This is a genomic window from Arthrobacter sp. AG367 (assembly GCF_007828995.1).
Taxonomy (GTDB): domain Bacteria; phylum Actinomycetota; class Actinomycetes; order Actinomycetales; family Micrococcaceae; genus Arthrobacter.
In genome coordinates this window covers 1,078,715-1,095,079 of the sequence record NZ_VIVE01000001.1, presented here as the reverse complement: position 1 = coordinate 1,095,079, position 16,365 = coordinate 1,078,715, and the positions used below count along the sequence as shown (strand labels likewise).

Below are 16,365 nucleotides of genomic sequence, written 5' to 3'. Positions count from 1 at the left end.
CCCAGGCGATGGGCTCAGCGGGTGCCATAGTGTGCTGCCAGCCGCGCCAGGCCTTCGTCGATCGGGACGGCCGGAGTCCAGTCGAGGAGTTCCCGGGTTTCGCGCTGGTCGAACCAGTGGGCGGTGGACAGCTGCTCAGCGAGGAATTTCGTCATGGGCGGTTCGTCCTGCATTCCAAGCCTCAGCCACAGTTTTTCCACTACGGACCCCGCCGCCCTGGCAAACCGCCCCGGGACGGACCACGACGGGGCAGGCACGCCACCGGCGGCGCAGATGCCGGCAATCAGTTCGCCCACCGGCCGTGGCTCCCCGTTGCTGACAACCAGCGCCCTGCCATGGATGTGGCTGATGCGCTCCAGCGCGGCAACAATCGCCGACGCGGCGTTGTCCACGTACGTGGTATCGATCAGGGCGGCGCCCGCATCCAGCAGCGGCAGCCGGTGCCGGGCAGCCCGCGCCAGCACCCGTTCCACCAGCTGCGTGTCCCCGGGTCCCCAGACCACGTGCGGCCGAACGGCAGCAACGCGGAAGTCCGGGGCGTCCGCGGCAAGGGCCAGCAGTTCCGCCTGGGCCTTGGTGCGGGAGTAGTCCCCGTGGGCATGCTCCGGGTCCGCGGGCTCTGCCCCCAGGCCCGCAATGGCGGCGCCGGAATTGGCCACTGACGGCGAGGACACGAAGATTAGGTTCCGCACGCCGGCCGCGCGGGCGGCGAGGAGCAGCCGCCGGGTGCCGTGGACGTTTACTTCGTCGAACTGTGCGGCACGGCCGGTGAAGGAGACCTTGGCCGCCAGGTGGATGACTGCCTCGGCACCCCGGACGGCATCGCTGACCGCGGCGTCATCGGTGAGGGATCCGCGGTGGTCCGTGGCGCCGTCGACCCCTGAGGGACGCCGCTGGAAGGTGGTGACGTCATGGCCCCGGTGCACCAGTTGTCCGGCGACTCCGCGGCCCAGGAGTCCGCTTGCACCGGTAACGAGGACTTTCATGGCGTCCCCGCGCGTCCGCCGGCCAGGACGGAGGCAGCCCACCGGGACAGGCGCGTCCGGTCGATCTTTGCGTTGTGGCGGATATCGGTAGGCTGCGCGGGGACCACCAGCACGGCGGCCACGGAAATGCCCGCCGTGCGCGCGGCTTCCCGGACCTTTCCAGCCAGTTCCGGACCGGCAGGCCCGGCTTTCCGGACGGGCGGGACCGTCTCGACCACGGCGGTGACGGCCTGCGTCCCCGCCGGCCCCACGCCAACAATCGCGGCCATCCGGATGCCGGCCACGCGTTCGATGGCCTGTTCGGCGCCGACCGGTGTCACCACCGAACCGGGCGCGGTGACGACGTGCGCAAGCCGGCCTTCCACCCACAACCGGCCGTCGGAGTCGAAGTGGCCGACGTCGCCGGTGCGGTGCCATCCGGCCACGCCGGTGCTGGCTTCCTGGGTCAGCCAGAGCCGGTCGTACATATCCTTGACGTGCGGCGCACTGACCAGGATTTCTCCTGTGATTCCCGCGTCCGTGACAGGAGTTGAACCGGGGGCTGTGCCGTCTGCCGCCAGGGGGATGACGGCCACCCGGGCGCCGTGGACGGGCCGGCCCACGCAGACACCGTTGCCGGCGCCGGGCTTTGTTCCGGATCCGGCGTCGAAAGCCGCGGCCCTGATTTGTTCGAGGCTGATGTCGGTGACGGGGAGCGCTTCCGTCATTCCGTAGGGCGTGTGCAGGGAGGCACCCGGCAGGAGCCGCTGCATCTCCGCAAGGAGCGGTTCGGGAACGGGGGCGCCTGCGGAGAGCAGCAGTTCAACCCGTTTCAGCGCTGCGGTGCCCTCCGCACTGAGTCCGCCGCTGGTGGCGACGACGTTGCGCAGGGCAGCCGGCGAGGCGAAGACCACGGTGGCGTCGATGGCCGCTGCGGCGTCCGCGAGGGCCCGCGCGGTCAGGGTTCGTGGCGCGGTGACATCCATCGCCGGCGTCACGGACACGGTTCCCAGTGCCGGTCCGAGCAGGGCGAAGGGCGCGAAACCCGCCACCAGCCGCTGGCCCGGATGGATCCCGAAGGTTTCGGCCACGGTGTCCCGCATCGCGGCGAGTTGCCGGTGCGTGTACAGCACGCCCTTGGCCGGACCGGTGGAGCCGGAGGTGAAGAGCACGGCGGCGGGGGAGTCCGGGTCCGGCCAGTATGTGCCGTTGCCGTTGCCGTTGCCGTTGCCGTTGCCGTCGCCAGGCCCGGCGGAGCGCACCCTACCCGCCGTTGTTAGTGCGGCCAGGGAGGTTTCCACTCCGAGAATCCGGCGGCGGGCGGCCGGGAGGTCGCGTACGCTGATGCGCCTGGCCGCCCATCCCAGGGCGCGGGCAGCTGCCAGCGCCCTGTCGATGCCGATCAGGAAGTCGGGAGTAGCCCCCTTGACCGCCCGGTTCAGTCCCTTCGTTCCGAGTCCGGCATCGGCCACCACCACTACGGCTCCCAGCCGCAGGCAGGCATACAGGGCCACGGTCAGGTCCACCCCGGGCGGGACCATGAGGCTCACCCGGCTGCCCGGCCTTACGCCTGCCAGGTGCAGGCCGGTGGCCAGGCGGTGGACGTCAGAGTCCAGCTGCTGCCACGTGAGGGAACGGGCCACGGTGCCGTCCGCAGCCATTTCGACGACGGCCGGCTTACCTCCGGCGGGTCCTGCCGCCTGTTCGGCGAGGAGCGTCCACAGTGGCTGGAAACCTGCGCGGGCCGGTGGCTGGGAAGCGGCGTTCCCCACCGCGGGCGAACCGTTGCCGCCGCCGCTGACGCGCCCGGCCAGCCAGTCGAAAACCGCCGGGGCGATGTCGCGGTCCTCCACGAGCAGGTGTCCTGCGCCCTCGTAGCGGTGCACGTCAGCATGCGGGAGGCGGGTGATGAGGTCCTTGAGGTAGCGGTCGGAAAAGATCGGGTCGCGCGGACCCCACAGCATCAGGGCAGGGACCTTCAGGTTCCGGAGGCCTTCCGCCACGCCGCTGAGCGCAGAAAAGCTGGGATGCCAGGCGTCCACGGGAATGTCGGCAACAAAGTTTCCCACGCCGGCCCGCCGCTCGGCTCCGCGGTAGGGGGCCATATACGCCTTCCGGACATCCGCGGGCAGCGGCGGGTGCGCCAGCGAATGCGTCACCCGCAGGAAGGAGTCGGATGTGGTGGTTCCCCATGTGTGCACGGCAGGGTGCAGGGCAAGGCGCAAGGCCGGGGGAATGGACGAGCCTGCAGGCTGGTGAACGGCCGTGTTGGTCAGTACCACGCCGGCCAACTGGTGCTGGTGGGCCAGCGCCCAGCCCAGGCTGACCACTCCGCCCCAGTCATGCCCCACCGAGACGACCGGTCCCTCCAAGGCCACCGCGTCCGTCAGGTCGTTCAGGTCCTGGATCCTGTCTGCCAGCCGGCGGAAGGTGCCCGTGCGTTCGGAGAATCCCATGTCCAGCTGGTCAACCGCCACCACCCGCCACGGATGCGCGGGGTCGCATCCGGCGGCCAGCAGGCTCCGCCACAGGTAGGACCAGGTGGGGTTGCCGTGCACGCACAGCAGGGTCCCGGCGGGAACCAGGCCACGGCCGGCGAGTTCTGCGCCGTTGTCCAGCAGGTGCCAGCGGCGCACCGTGCCCGGCGCGTCGACGCCGGCTGTGGAAGGGACATCAATCTGGCGCGACCACCCGGCGGCCACGCCCGGCCAGTCCGCGATCACCAAACGATTTCCAGCATTGCGGTGTTCAGGCCGGAACCCACGCCCATGCACAGGACGCGGTCCCCGGTATCCAGGGACTGCGACTCGGCCGCAAGCGTCATGGGCAGCGAGGCGGGCCCAACATTGCCCCAGTGCGGGAACGTGATGGGCACCTTGTCGGGGTCGAGGTCAATGGCGTCAATGATGGCCTGTGTATAGGCGTTGCTGACCTGGTGCGTGACGTAGCGGTCCATGGCCGCCCAGTCCCACTCGGGCTGCGCTTCATGCCACGCGTCCACGACCAGCTGGAGGCCGCCGTCGAGCAGTCCTTTCGTGTCCGTGCTCATGCCGTCGATGCCGCCCACGCACAATTCATGGTGCTCGGTGCCGGCACGCATCACGCCGCCCACCACGCGGTGGGCCCCGGGGTGCTCATCGGCCGGTCCCAGGACAGCCGCTGCGGCCCCGGATCCCAACGTCAGCGTGGCGAACTCGCGGTTGAAGTCGTCGCGGGTGGTTTCCGGCCGCTGGAGCCGGGCGAGGGTGGCCTCCTGCGTCAGCTGGGCGTCCTCGCCATTGACGATGACGGCGTACCTGATCTGCCCCGAATCGATCATGTTCGCTGCCAGGGTCAGGGCGTTCACGAACCCGAGGCATGCGTTGGCGAGGTCGAAGTTCATGGCCGACGACGGCAGGCTCAGGCCGTGGTGGATCTTCACCGCCACGGACGGTTCGAGGTTGCGGCGCGTGACCGAGGTGTTGATCAGCAGTCCGACGTCGGAGGCTTCGATGCCTGCCTCGGCCAGGGCCTTGGCTCCGGCTTCCACCGCGGCGTCGTCGAACGATGTTCCGGGGGCCCACCAGCGGCGGTGCGTAATGCCCGCAACGCGCTCAAGCAGCCGGGGTGGAAACTTCAGCCGCTTCAGGGTGTGCGCCAGGTGGCGGTCGAAGTCCGTGGAGCTTACGATCCTTGGAGCCTCGACGCTGCTCACCGAGAGCAGCGCGGTGTTGCTGTGGCGGAAGGTTGCATTACCTGCCAATTCAAGCCCCTCTTCGTTTCCGTCGCGCATTCATGCGGTGACTGTACCCACATAAACGCAGGCTCAAGAGCTTAACTATGCCTTTGCCGGGCCGGAACCGGCATATCCGGCCGTGGCGCCGGCCCCGGCTTCCGGGTGCTGCTGCCGGGAATTGTCGGTCCTGCGCAGTAGATTGTAGTGAGCCGGTTCCAGCAAAACTGTCCTATCCGCTCCAGGAGACCTGAAAAGCCTTGCACCTCAAAAGCCTCACCGTCCGGGGGTTCAAGTCCTTTGCCTCTGCCACCACCTTCGACTTCGAACCCGGCGTCACCGCCGTCGTGGGTCCCAACGGATCCGGCAAGTCCAACGTGGTGGACGCCCTGGCCTGGGTCATGGGGGAGCAGGGGGCCAAGACTCTCCGCGGCGGCAAGATGGAGGATGTCATTTTTGCCGGGACGTCCGGGCGGCCGCCCCTGGGACGCGCCCACGTTTCGCTGACCATCGACAACGCCGACGGCGCGCTCCCCATCGAATACAGCGAAGTCACCATCTCACGGACGCTTTTCCGGACAGGCGGCTCCGAATACGCCATTAACGGTGCCGCCTGCCGTTTGCTGGACATCCAGGAGCTGCTCTCCGACTCCGGGCTGGGCCGGGAGATGCACGTCATCGTGGGCCAGGGGCAGCTGGACCGCGTCCTGCACGCCACCCCCGAGGACCGCCGCGGCTTCATCGAGGAGGCGGCGGGGATCCTCAAACACCGCCGGCGCAAGGAACGGACCGTCCGGAAGCTGGAGGCGATGCAGGCCAACCTGCAGCGCCTCACAGACCTCACCGGGGAGATCCGCCGCCAGCTGACGCCCCTTGGCAAACAGGCCGAAGTGGCCCGCCGCGCCCAGCGCGTCCAGTTCGACGTCCGGGACGCCCGTGCCCGGCTGCTCGCCGATGACCTCGTCCAGCTGCAGCAGGCGCTGCAGCAGGACGTGGCGGACGAGGCAGCGCTCAAAGCCCGCCGGACCGCCGTCGAACATGAACTCGAAGCCGGGCGCCGGCAGCAGGCGGCGCTGGAGCAGCTGGCTGCCGAAGCCACACCCCGGCTCAACGCCGCGCGGGACACCTGGTACCAGCTGTCCACTGCACGGGAGCGCCTCCGGTCGCTCGGTTCGCTGGCCACCGAGCGCAGCCGCCTGCTCGGCTCCGACGATGCCGCACCGGCATCCGCGCGGGACCCCGAACAGCTCGAACGCCAAGCCGCCAGGGTGCGGCAGGAGCTGGCCGAGCTCGAACGGGACATCCACGCCAGGCGCACCACCCTGGACACGGCCAGCGCCGCGAAGGCCGAGGCAGAGCAGGCAGCCGTGGCCGAGGACCGGCGGCTCACGGCCCAGCTCCGGGCCGCGGCGGACCGGCGGGAAGGCCTGGCCCGCCTGGCCGGACAAGTGGCGGCGGCCCGGTCCCGGGTGGAATCCGCGCAGGCAGAACTGGGCCGGCTGCGGGAGTCCCTTGCCGCCGGCACGGAACGGCGGGCGCGCGCCCAGGCCGAGTTCACGGCCTTGGAAAACCAGGTGGCCGGCGTGGAGGAAGGGGAGGAATCCCTCGACGCCGATTACGAGGCCGCCAGTAAAGCACTTGATGCGGTCCTTCAGGAGATTGCCCAGCTCAAGGCCGCCGTCAACGAAGGCGTCCGCAAGCGGGACGCCCTTGCCGCCCGGCTCGACGCTCTTAAGCTCGGCCTGGACCGCAAGGACGGTGCCAGGCACGTACTGGAGTCAGGGCTGTCCGGGGTGCTGGGCAGCCTGGCGGCCGGGATCAGCGTGCAGGGTGGTTACGAGGCGGCGGTCGCTGCCGCGCTGGGAGAGGCCTCCGAGGCAGTCCTCGTCCAGGATCAGGACACGGCGGCCGCCGTCCTGAAGGTGCTCAAGGACGACGACGCCGGGCGGGCGTCGCTGCTCCTCGCATCAGCGGTGGCAGGCCACCTGGGTGACCCCGCCACGGAGTCCACGCCGGGAGGAGCGGCCGCCCCCAAAGCAGTGCCGCTGCCCGATGGTGCGCAATGGGCCGCCGACCTGGTGGACGGACCTGCGGAGCACATCCCGCTGGTCCGGCACCTGCTGTCCGGAACCGCCGTCGTCGCAAGCATCGACGCCGCGGCTGCGCTGGTGGCCGGGCTGCCCGGACTCACGGCGGTCACCCGCGAGGGGGACGTGTTCACCGCCGTATCCGTTGCCGGCGGTTCTGCCAAGGCGCCCTCCCTCCTTGAGGTGCAGGCGGCGGTGGACGACGCCGACCCCCGCCTTTCGGCGGTCACGGCAGACCTGGAGCGGAACAGGTTCGCCCTGGCCGCCGCCGAGGCGCGCCGCGCCGGAGTGCAGGAGGAGGCGGACGCTGCCCTGGACAAACTGCACGAATCCGATGCCCGCCTGGCCGCCGTGGCCGAACGCCTGGGCCACCTGAATTCAGTCCTGCGCAGCGCCGTCGGTGAGAGCGACCGCCTGGCTGCCTCCCTGGCACGCGCTGCGGAGAACGTTGCCGCGGAGGAGGAGGCGCTCGCTGCCATCACGGCCCGGCTGGCCGCCGCCCAGGAGGCTCCGATTGAAGAGGAGCCCTCCACCGAACAGCGGGACGCGTTGGCCCGTGCCGCATCCGCCGCCCGTGCAGCGGAAGTGGAGGCGCGGTTATCCCTGCGCAGCGCCGAAGAGCAGCTGGCGGCAACCCGCAACAGGGTGGCGTCCCTGGAGCGCGCCGCCGCCACCGAACGCCGTGCCCGGGAGGAAGCAGCCCAGCGTGCCCGGCGCCGCCGCATCCAGGCCAGGCGTGCGGCCGCCGTTTCCGCCGCGGCGGAACTGGCACTGCGTTACGTGGACGTATCGGTGGACCTCGCCCGGCACGAACGGGACCTGGCCGAGGAAAACCGCGAACAGCGTGACCGTGGGCTTCGGGACATCCGGGAAGCCAACGACGCCCTGGCCCGCGAACTGGCCGACCTCACCGACAACGTGCACCGGGACGAGCTGGCCCGTGCGCAGCAGCGGGCCAGGATCGAGGCAGTGGAATCCCGGTCCGTGGACGAGTTGGGCATCACCCCCGAAGCGCTGGTGGCAGAGTTCGGGCCGCACGTCCCGGTTCCCGTGCCTGCGGAGGAGACCGGCGACAAGTGGGCCGCGCTGCGGGCTCCCGTTGACGCCGGCGGGGAAGAAATCCGGGAAGGGAAGCCCTACGTCCGGCAGGAGCAGGAGAAACGGCTGCGCAAAGCTGAACGCGACCTCGCCAGCCTGGGCAAGGTCAACCCCCTGGCCCTGGAGGAATTCGCGGCACTGGAGGAGCGGCACCAGTTCCTCAGCACCCAGCTTGAGGACCTTAAGGCCAGCCGCCGGGACCTGCTGGACATCATCAAGGAAGTGGACGACCGGGTCCAGCGCGTCTTCGCCGAGGCGTTCGAGGACACCCAGGTCCAGTTTGTCCGGGTTTTTGAGCGGCTCTTTCCCGGCGGCGAGGGCCGCCTGGTCCTCACGGACCCGGGGGACATGCTCACCACAGGCATCGAAGTGGAGGCCCGTCCTGCGGGCAAGAAAATTAAACGGCTGTCCCTGCTCTCCGGAGGCGAGCGGTCCCTTACCGCGGTGGCGCTGCTGGTGGCCATCTTCAAGGCGCGGCCCTCGCCGTTCTACGTCATGGACGAGGTGGAGGCGGCGCTGGACGACACCAACCTCGGCCGGTTGATCACCATCTTCGAGGAACTGCGGGAGTCCAGCCAGCTCATCGTCATCACCCACCAGAAGCGGACCATGGAGGTGGCGGACGCACTGTACGGCGTCACCATGAGGGGCGACGGCGTTTCCACGGTGATCAGCCAGCGGCTCGTTTCCGAGGTGTAGCAGCACCGCCGGCGTCCGGCGGCCGCGGGGGCGCCGCATTGGGGCAGGTCAGGGGCGGGCTGCGCGCCCGAACCGGGCAGGCCGTTTGTGAGAAGCTAGGGGAGTGAATGACATCCTTCCCATTGTCCTGTCCATTCTTGTTGCGCTGGTGGTCATCGGCGGCCTGATTCCGGTCCTGCTCAAGACGCGGAGGAACATCACCCGGTACCCCGGCACGCGGGATGCCAACGATCCTGAGGTCCGCTCCGGCGGCAGCACCGCCGTAGCGGACAGCGCCGGACCAATCGAACGCACGGCGCCCGCGGGCGTGGACCTCGAAGGGCTTGACACCACTACGGTTCCGGACGACGCTGCCGGGCTGGAAACCATTCCCGTCGAAACACCGCTGCCTGTCGCGGGCCGCCTCACCCGCCTCCGTGAGCGGCTGGTCCGCTCCAACAACATCATGGGCAAGGGCCTGCTGGCGCTGCTGTCCAGCGACCGGATCGATGAGAGCGTCTGGGACGAGGTGGAGGAGACACTCCTCCTCGCGGACCTGGGAACCGAACCCACCATGCAGCTGGTGGATGCCCTGCGCGAACGGGTCAAGGTGCTGGGCACCCGGACCCCCGAACACGTCAAGGCCATGCTCCGTGAAGAGCTCATCAAGCTTGTCGACCCCTCCATGGACCGCAGCCTGAACGTCCAGCGCCATGCGGACAGGCCTGCCGTGATGATGGTGGTGGGCGTGAACGGCGTCGGCAAGACCACCACCGTCGGCAAGCTGGCGCGCGTGCTGGTGGCAGAGGACAAGGACGTCCTGCTGGGTGCCGCGGACACGTTCCGCGCCGCCGCGGCGGAACAGCTGGCCACGTGGGGGCAGCGCGTCGGCGTCCCCACCGTGAAGTCGGACATCGACGGCGCCGATCCCGCCTCCGTTGCCTACGAGGCCGTGAAGGCAGGCATTGAGCAGGAAGTGGACGTTGTCATGATCGACACCGCCGGCCGCCTCCAGAACAAGGTGGGCCTGATGGACGAACTGGGCAAGGTCAAGCGCGTGGTGGAGAAGCTGGCCGAGGTGGACGAGGTCCTGCTGGTTCTGGATGCCACCACCGGCCAGAACGGCCTGAACCAGGCGCGGGTCTTTTCGGAGGTTGTCAACATCACGGGCATCGTCCTGACCAAACTGGACGGAACCGCGAAGGGCGGCATCGTCGTCGCCATCCAGAAGACGCTCGGCGTGCCCGTCAAACTCATCGGACTCGGCGAAGGCGCCGACGACCTGGCCCCGTTCGACACCGAAGGCTTTGTCGACGCCCTGCTGAACTAGCTAAGCCAGCCCAACCAGCTCGCATTAGTTGTCGTTTTGAGCCCTCAAAACGACAACAACTGCGGGCTAGTTGGGTTTAACCCGGAGTGTTTCGCGGGTGGGCAGCCAACCGACGGCGGCCAGGAGCATGACGCCGCCGGTCACGCCGAAAGCCCAGCCGAAACCCAGCCGGTCCGCGAGCAGCCCGGCCGCCACCGGTCCGACGATCGCTCCGACGTCGGACGTCATTTGGTAGACGGCCAGGACCTTGCCGCCGGAGCGTGCGTTCCCAATGACATCGGCGACGGCGGCCTGCTGCGCCGGGCCGAAAAGGCCGGACCCGACGCCGGCAAGCGTCGATGCGGCAAGGAACCAGGGCAGGTCGGAGGTCAAGCCGATCGCCGCAGTCGCGAAGGCTGCCACCAGCAGGCCGGAGATCATCATCGGCTTGCGCCCCAGGGAGTCCGCCAGCCGCCCCGAGAAGGTCAGCGCGGCGGCGTTCCCGGCAGCGAAGACTGCCAGCGCCAGTCCGGCCGCCTGCGGTCCTGCCCCGAAGGCTGCCGCGGCGAACAGCGGCACCGTTGCCATGCGGACGCCAAACGTGGCCCACCCGTTGGCAAAGCTGGACAGCAGGGCCGACCGGTAGGTTCCGGCAGCCACGGCTTCGCCAAAGCGCATGTCCGGCGGACGGTGCTGGGTTTCACCGCCGCCCCGGCGCTGGTGGCTGAGCTGGGTCTGCACCACAAACGCGGCAACGAGCAGGGCCCCGGCGTAGGCAAGGAACGGGACCCGCAGGCCCAGCCCCGCCAGCAGACCGCCCACAATCGGCCCGCACACATTCCCGATCAGGAAAGCGGACGCATAGGCACCTGAGACCCTGCCCCTGCTCTGGGGTGGGGCCAGGCGGACCACCAGGGCCATCGATGCCACCGTGAACATCACGGACCCGGCTCCGCCAAGGCCGCGGAACAGCAGCAACTGCCAATAGTCCTGCGCAAAGGCGCAGGCCGCCGTGGACAAGGCCACGATCAACAGCCCAGCGACATAGACGGGCCGTTCACCGCGCTTGCCGATCAGTGCTCCGCCGGCGGGTGCAAAGGCAAGGCGCATGAAGGCAAAGATCGCCACGATGACGGCTGCCTCGGTGTTCCCTACGCCGAAGGTTGTTGCGAACTGCGGCAATACAGGCGCAACGAGCCCGAATCCAAGCGCAATCAGGAACGCCGCGGCCAGCATCACCTTAATGTCGCGGGGAAGTTTCTCCCGCCGAGGCCTTAGCCGGGCCAAAAACCTCGAAGTGGCGCCGCTTTCGCGGGGTGTTGCCGTCATTGTGAAGGAGTCCTTGCAGGAAAGGGAGCCGGGTGGCTGCGCGGGTGCGGAAACATAACCGTAACAAGGCGGATATGCACCATTTACTTCCTAGAGGTTGTTGTAACAGGCCCGCAATCTAAATCCTCCGCGGGCGAAACACGCCGCCCACAAACTCATTACAGGACGCAAAAAGGCGTTGGCAGGCGGAGTACTCCGCAAGATTCGATGAGAGAGGACGTGCACCATGGAACTTACCGCAGGTCACGTTTGGGTCATGGTGGCGGCAGCCCTTGTGCTGTTCATGACACCCGGTCTGGCATTTTTCTACGGCGGCATGACCCGCGCCAAGGCAGCACTGAACATGATGATGATGAGCTTCATCTCCATCGGCATGGTGGGTGTTGTCTGGGTGCTGTGGGGCGCGTCCATGAGCTCCGGTGAAGGCTTCCTGGAGATCGTGGGCAACCCGTTCGCCACATTCGGCCTTGAGGGCATCACCACCCCTGACGGTCTGATCAAGGTTGGCTACGCCGCCACCTTCGCCATCATCACCGTGGCACTGATCAGCGGCGCCATCGCCGACCGCGCCAAGTTCGGCGCCTGGTCCGTCTTCGTTCCCGTGTGGGTCACGCTCGTCTACTGCCCGCTGGCGTACATGGTGTGGGGCGGCGGACTCTTCGGCCCCGAAGGCGCCATCGGCAAGGCCCTCGGCCCCGCCATCGACTTCGCCGGCGGCACCGTGGTCCACATCAACGCAGGTGTGGCGGCGCTCATCCTCGTCCTCATCATCGGCAACCGCAAGGGCTTCGGCAAGGACCCCAACCACCGCCCGCACAACATCCCGTTCGTCATGCTCGGCGCAGCCATCCTGTGGTTCGGCTGGTTCGGTTTCAACGGCGGTGCAGCCACCACTGCCGAACAGGGGGGTCTGATCTGGATCAACACCCTCGCAGCCCCGGCAGCAGCCATGCTCGGCTGGCTGGTCACCGAACGGATCCGCGACGGACACCCCACTTCCCTCGGCGCCGCATCCGGCGTGGTGGCCGGCCTCGTCGCCATCACCCCGGCCTGCGCCAACGTCAGCCCCGTCGGTGCACTCGGCCTGGGCGTCGTGGCCGGCGTAGCCTCCGCCCTGGCAGTCGGCCTGAAGTTCCGCTGGGGCTTCGATGACTCGCTGGACGTCGTCGGCGTGCACCTGGTGTCCGGCATCATCGGCACCGTGGCGCTCGGCTTCATCGCACTGCCCACCGACGGTGTTGGCGGCGGCCTCTTCTACGGCGGCGGACTGACCCAGCTCTGGGCGCAGCTCGCGGCAGCCGGCGTCGCCATCGCCTACTCCGCAGTCCTGACGGCCATCATTGCGCTGGCCATCCACAAGACCATGGGCTTCCGGGTCTCGCAGGAACAGGAAACGGTGGGTGTGGACCTCAGCCTGCACGCCGAGACTGCCTACGAGTTCGGACTGAGCGGACACGGCGGAAGCTTCCAGCCGCTGCACGACATGATCACCGGCAAGGGCCAGGGCGAGTCCCACGCGCCAGTCCAGGGGACGCCGGGCACGCAGAAGTCACAGTCAGCAACAGGTAAGGAAAGCGTGGGGGCATGAAACTGATTACTGCAATCGTCCGGCCGGAAAAGCTCGAAGCCATCAGGGAGGGACTGGAATCCTATGGTGTTCAGGGCCTGACCGTCAGCGCAGCCAGCGGATACGGCCGGCAGCGCGGCTACACCGAGGTCTACCGCGGAGCCGAATACAACGTGGACCTCCTGCCCAAGATCCGGGTGGAAGTCCTGGCCACGGACGAGCAGGCAGACGACATCCTGGATGTGATCATTGCCAGTTCCAATACCGGCAGGGCCGGGGACGGCAAGGTCTGGACCATCGATGTCCATGAAGCAGTTAGGGTCCGGACCGGGGAACGCGGAGTGGCCGCCATCTAGGCACCGGCACGGAACCATAAAGACAGGCAGGGCGGGAACCGAAAGGTTCCCGCCCTGCCTCTTGTTAACGCTGCCGGTGCTGCCGCGGACTGCTCAGTCCTTTGAGCGGTTGGTGGGCCAGGATGCCGGGCCGGCCGAACCGGCGTCGTACTCTTCAAGCGGGACGTCCCCGCGCTCCCACGCCTTGAGGACCGGCTCAACAATCCGCCAGCAGTCCTCTGCAGTGTCTCCCCGGACGGACAGCAACGGATCGCCGGTCAGCACGCCTTCCAGCACTTCGCCGTAGGGCAGGAGATCGGAGGCGCTCAGTTCGGCTTCCAGGGTGACCCGGCCCAGGCTGAAGATGTTTCCCGGACCGTTGACGTCGACGTCGAACTCCAGTGTGTCCGGGCCGAAACCGATCCGGAGCTGGTTGGGGGAGTCCACCCCGGTAAAGCCCTGGGGCAGGTGTGGCACCGGAAGGAAGGTGACCACCGCTTCCTTGCGCTTGTCGCCCAGGGCCTTGCCGGAACGCAGGATGAAGGGAACCCCCCGCCAGCGCCAGTTGTCGATGCCCACCTGGATTTCGGCAAGGGTTTCGGTTCCCTTTCCGGGATCCACGCCTTCCTCCTTGGCGTAGTCCGGGACGTCCTTGCCTGCCACGGAACCGGCGGTGTAGCGGGCCCTGCGCGTTGAGCCAGTGAAGGGGGCACTGACGCTGCTGGCCCGCAGGACGGTGGAGACGGCGTCGCGGAGGTCGCGCTCGCCGATGGTGGCCGGAGGTTCGATGGCCATGATCGCCATGACCTGCAGGAGGTGGCTCTGGATCATATCCCGGAGGGCGCCGGCGCCGTCGTAGTAGCGCGCTCGGCCTTCCAGGGCCAGGTCCTCATCGAAAAAGATCTCCACCTTTTCCACGTGCTGCCTGTTCCATACCGGCTCAAGGAAGTTGTTGGCGAACCGAAGGCCCAGGATGTTCAGGACGGTGGCCTTGCCCAGGAAATGGTCAACCCGGTGGATATGGTCTTCGGGGACCAGCCGTGCCAGGGTCCGGTTCAGCGACCGGGCCGATTCCTCGCTGAAGCCGAAGGGCTTCTCCATTACCAGGCGGGTGCCTTCCGGAACCTCTTCCGGCTGGAGCGTCTCGCATGCCTGCTGGCTGATCCGGGGCGGCAACGCAAAGTAAACGGCCACCGGGCCTTCCAGCCCCGCGAGCAGGGCGGCCAGGGCACCCTTGGCCGTGACGTCCACCTGGTGGTACGCCGTCTCCTTCTGCAGCAGCTCGAGGGCGTCCTTTCCGGAACTGTCTGCCGCGCCGGCTGCAGCAGCGAACGATGCCTGGACCCGCTCCCGCCATTGTTCCGGCGTCCACGGATCCGAGCCTGCCCCCACCAGGGTGAGGCCCTCCGCGCGGCCTGCGGCAACGAGCCGCGCCAGGCCGGGCAGGAGGAGCCGGCCGGTGAGGTCGCCCGAGGCGCCGAGGATGAGCAGGGTCTTCACAGTCGTTTGGCTCGTCATTTTGCCAGCATGCCACCTACCGGGCCTGACTTGATACCCTAGATAGTCGAGTCCCGATCATCCACTGAAAGAAGTGCACGTCGCGTGTTCAATTCACTCTCTGACCGGTTGACAGCAACCTTCAAGAATCTCCGCGGTAAAGGCAGGCTCACCGAGGCCGACGTCGATGCCACCGTCCGGGAGATCCGCCGCGCGCTTCTGGACGCCGATGTTGCCGTTCCCGTTGTGCGTGAGTTCACTGGCCGGGTCCGTGAACGCGCCCTGGGTGCCGAGGTCTCTGCGGCACTGAACCCCGGCCAGCAGATCGTCAAGATCGTCAATGAGGAACTCGTCGAGATCCTGGGCGGCGAAACCCGGCGGATCCGGCTGGCCAAGAACGGCCCCACCGTCATCATGCTCGCCGGCCTCCAGGGTGCCGGCAAGACCACCCTTGCGGGCAAGCTGTCCAAGTGGCTGAAGGCCCAGGGGCACAGCCCCATGCTGGTGGCCTGCGACCTGCAGCGCCCTAACGCCGTCACCCAGCTCCAGGTGGTGGGCCAGCGGGCAAAGGTCCCCGTCTTCGCCCCGCACCCGGGTGCCACCTCCACCGAGCTGGACCAGCCCGCCGGCGACCCCGTCGCCGTCGCCCGCGCCGGCGTCGAGGAAGCACGCCAGAAGCTGCACGACGTCGTCATCGTTGACACGGCCGGCCGCTTGGGCGTGGACGCCGACATGATGGAACAGGCGCGCCAGATCCGCCGTGCCATCGTGCCCAACGAAGTCCTGTTCGTGATCGACTCCATGATCGGCCAGGACGCCGTGAACACGGCCCTCGCCTTCGACGAAGGCGTGAACTTCACGGGCATCGTGCTGTCCAAGCTCGACGGCGACGCCCGAGGCGGTGCCGCTCTTTCAGTCGCGTCGGTCACCGGCAAGCCGGTCATGTTCGCCTCCACCGGCGAAGGCCTGGACGATTTCGAACTCTTCCACCCGGACCGGATGGCCTCGCGCATCCTGGATATGGGCGACATCCTCACCCTCATCGAACAGGCCGAAAAGGCCTGGGACAAGGATGAGGCCGCCCGGATGGCGAAGAAGTTCGCCGACCAGGAAGACTTCACCCTCGAGGACTTCCTGGCCCAGATGCAGCAGATCCGCAACATGGGCTCCATGAAGAAGATGCTCATGATGATGCCGGGTGCACAGAACATCCGGCAGCAGCTGGAACAGTTCGACGAACGCGAGATCGACCGCGTCGAGGCAATCGTCCGCTCCATGACACCGCACGAGCGGCTGGCGCCGAAGATCATCAACGGTTCACGGCGGGCACGCATCGCCCGTGGTTCCGGCGTCCACGTCTCCGAGGTCAACGGCCTGCTGGAGCGCTTCGCCCAGGCCCAGAAGATGATGAAGAAGATGGCCCAGGGCGGCATGCCGGGAATGCCGGGGATGCCTGGCCTGCCCGGCGCCGGCGGCGGTGCCCGGAAGAACGCCAAGAACGCGCCCAAGAAGAAGGCAAAGTCCGGCAACCCGGCCAAGGCTGCCCAGGAGCGCAAGGAAGCGGAAGCCCGCCGTGCCAACGCCGCCAAGGCGCTGCCTACGGGCGCCGCCTTCGGCCAGCAGGGCGGGGACTTCGACCCGTCCCAGCTGAACCTCCCCAAGGGCTTCGACAAGTTCCTGGGCAAGTAGCAGTTCCCCGGCAACGCAGCGTCAGGTGTCGTTTTGACCTCTCAGAACGACACCTGGCGCTGCTTGCTTGGGATGTCAGTGCCGTGGAATAGGGTTGGG

General features: G+C 68.1%; 10 protein-coding genes. 5 read left to right on the top strand and 5 right to left on the bottom strand.

The genetic code is table 11. The features are described 5' to 3' along the window. Nucleotides 1-14: 14 nt before the first annotated feature. From FB478_RS05115 to FB478_RS05105, 3 genes are read right to left on the bottom strand one after another with little or no spacing between them, the layout of a single operon-like run. Nucleotides 15-986, bottom strand: a complete 972-nt coding sequence (locus FB478_RS05115) for an NAD(P)-dependent oxidoreductase (protein WP_056388168.1) — start codon at nt 984-986, stop codon at nt 15-17. Then, nucleotides 983-3,691, bottom strand: a complete 2,709-nt coding sequence (locus FB478_RS05110; RefSeq protein ID WP_144599840.1) for an alpha/beta fold hydrolase — start codon at nt 3,689-3,691, stop codon at nt 983-985. Before FB478_RS05110 ends, FB478_RS05115 begins: the two co-directional genes overlap by 4 nt. Then, entirely contained in the window at nt 3,685-4,737 is a 1,053-nt protein-coding gene (locus tag FB478_RS05105) for a 3-oxoacyl-ACP synthase III (protein ID WP_056387874.1), read from the bottom strand. Before FB478_RS05105 ends, FB478_RS05110 begins: the two co-directional genes overlap by 7 nt. A gap of 200 nt (nt 4,738-4,937) precedes the next feature. On the opposite strand from FB478_RS05105, the gene smc reads away from it, so the two are divergent. Then, the gene (gene smc, locus FB478_RS05100; RefSeq protein ID WP_144599839.1) at nt 4,938-8,561 is read left to right on the top strand and encodes a chromosome segregation protein SMC; all 3,624 of its coding nucleotides are present in this window, start codon (nt 4,938-4,940) and stop codon (nt 8,559-8,561) included. A 103-nt stretch (nt 8,562-8,664) separates the two neighbouring features. Continuing rightward, nucleotides 8,665-9,870 (top strand): signal recognition particle-docking protein FtsY, encoded by a 1,206-nt coding sequence (ftsY, locus tag FB478_RS05095; protein WP_018768297.1) that lies wholly within the window; start codon nt 8,665-8,667, stop codon nt 9,868-9,870. 66 nt (nt 9,871-9,936) lie between these two features. Here ftsY and FB478_RS05090 read toward each other — a convergent pair whose 3' ends face one another. Then, nucleotides 9,937-11,178 carry an MFS transporter gene (locus tag FB478_RS05090; RefSeq protein WP_026265614.1) on the bottom strand — a complete coding sequence of 414 codons (1,242 nt, stop codon included), beginning with the start codon at nt 11,176-11,178 and terminating at the stop codon, nt 9,937-9,939. Nucleotides 11,179-11,404: 226 nt separating this feature from the next. On the opposite strand from FB478_RS05090, the gene FB478_RS05085 reads away from it, so the two are divergent. Both FB478_RS05085 and FB478_RS05080 read left to right on the top strand, forming a co-directional pair. Continuing rightward, nucleotides 11,405-12,766 carry an ammonium transporter gene (locus FB478_RS05085; protein ID WP_018768295.1) on the top strand — a complete coding sequence of 454 codons (1,362 nt, stop codon included), beginning with the start codon at nt 11,405-11,407 and terminating at the stop codon, nt 12,764-12,766. Then, the gene (locus tag FB478_RS05080) at nt 12,763-13,101 is read left to right on the top strand and encodes a P-II family nitrogen regulator (RefSeq protein ID WP_018768294.1); all 339 of its coding nucleotides are present in this window, start codon (nt 12,763-12,765) and stop codon (nt 13,099-13,101) included. Before FB478_RS05085 ends, FB478_RS05080 begins: the two co-directional genes overlap by 4 nt. A 93-nt stretch (nt 13,102-13,194) precedes the next feature. Here FB478_RS05080 and FB478_RS05075 read toward each other — a convergent pair whose 3' ends face one another. Next, a complete protein-coding gene (locus FB478_RS05075) occupies nt 13,195-14,598 on the bottom strand; it encodes a glucose-6-phosphate dehydrogenase (protein WP_026265613.1) in 1,404 nt (467 codons plus the stop codon). 84 nt (nt 14,599-14,682) lie between these two features. Between FB478_RS05075 and ffh the strand changes: the two genes are divergently transcribed. Beyond that, entirely contained in the window at nt 14,683-16,266 is a 1,584-nt protein-coding gene (ffh, locus tag FB478_RS05070; protein ID WP_018768292.1) for a signal recognition particle protein, read from the top strand. Nucleotides 16,267-16,365: the final 99 nt, after the last annotated feature.

What these genes read in the sequence shown, in the direction of transcription:
- FB478_RS05115 (WP_056388168.1), bottom strand. Translation starts at nt 986, where the DNA reads ATGAAAGTCCTCGTTACCGGTGCAAGCGGACTCCTGGGCCGCGGAGTC.
- FB478_RS05105 (WP_056387874.1), bottom strand. Translation starts at nt 4,737, where the DNA reads ATGCGCGACGGAAACGAAGAGGGGCTTGAATTGGCAGGTAATGCAACC.
- FB478_RS05090 (WP_026265614.1), bottom strand. Translation starts at nt 11,178, where the DNA reads ATGACGGCAACACCCCGCGAAAGCGGCGCCACTTCGAGGTTTTTGGCC.
- FB478_RS05085 (WP_018768295.1), top strand. Translation starts at nt 11,405, where the DNA reads ATGGAACTTACCGCAGGTCACGTTTGGGTCATGGTGGCGGCAGCCCTT.
- FB478_RS05080 (WP_018768294.1), top strand. Translation starts at nt 12,763, where the DNA reads ATGAAACTGATTACTGCAATCGTCCGGCCGGAAAAGCTCGAAGCCATC.
- FB478_RS05075 (WP_026265613.1), bottom strand. Translation starts at nt 14,598, where the DNA reads ATGACGAGCCAAACGACTGTGAAGACCCTGCTCATCCTCGGCGCCTCG.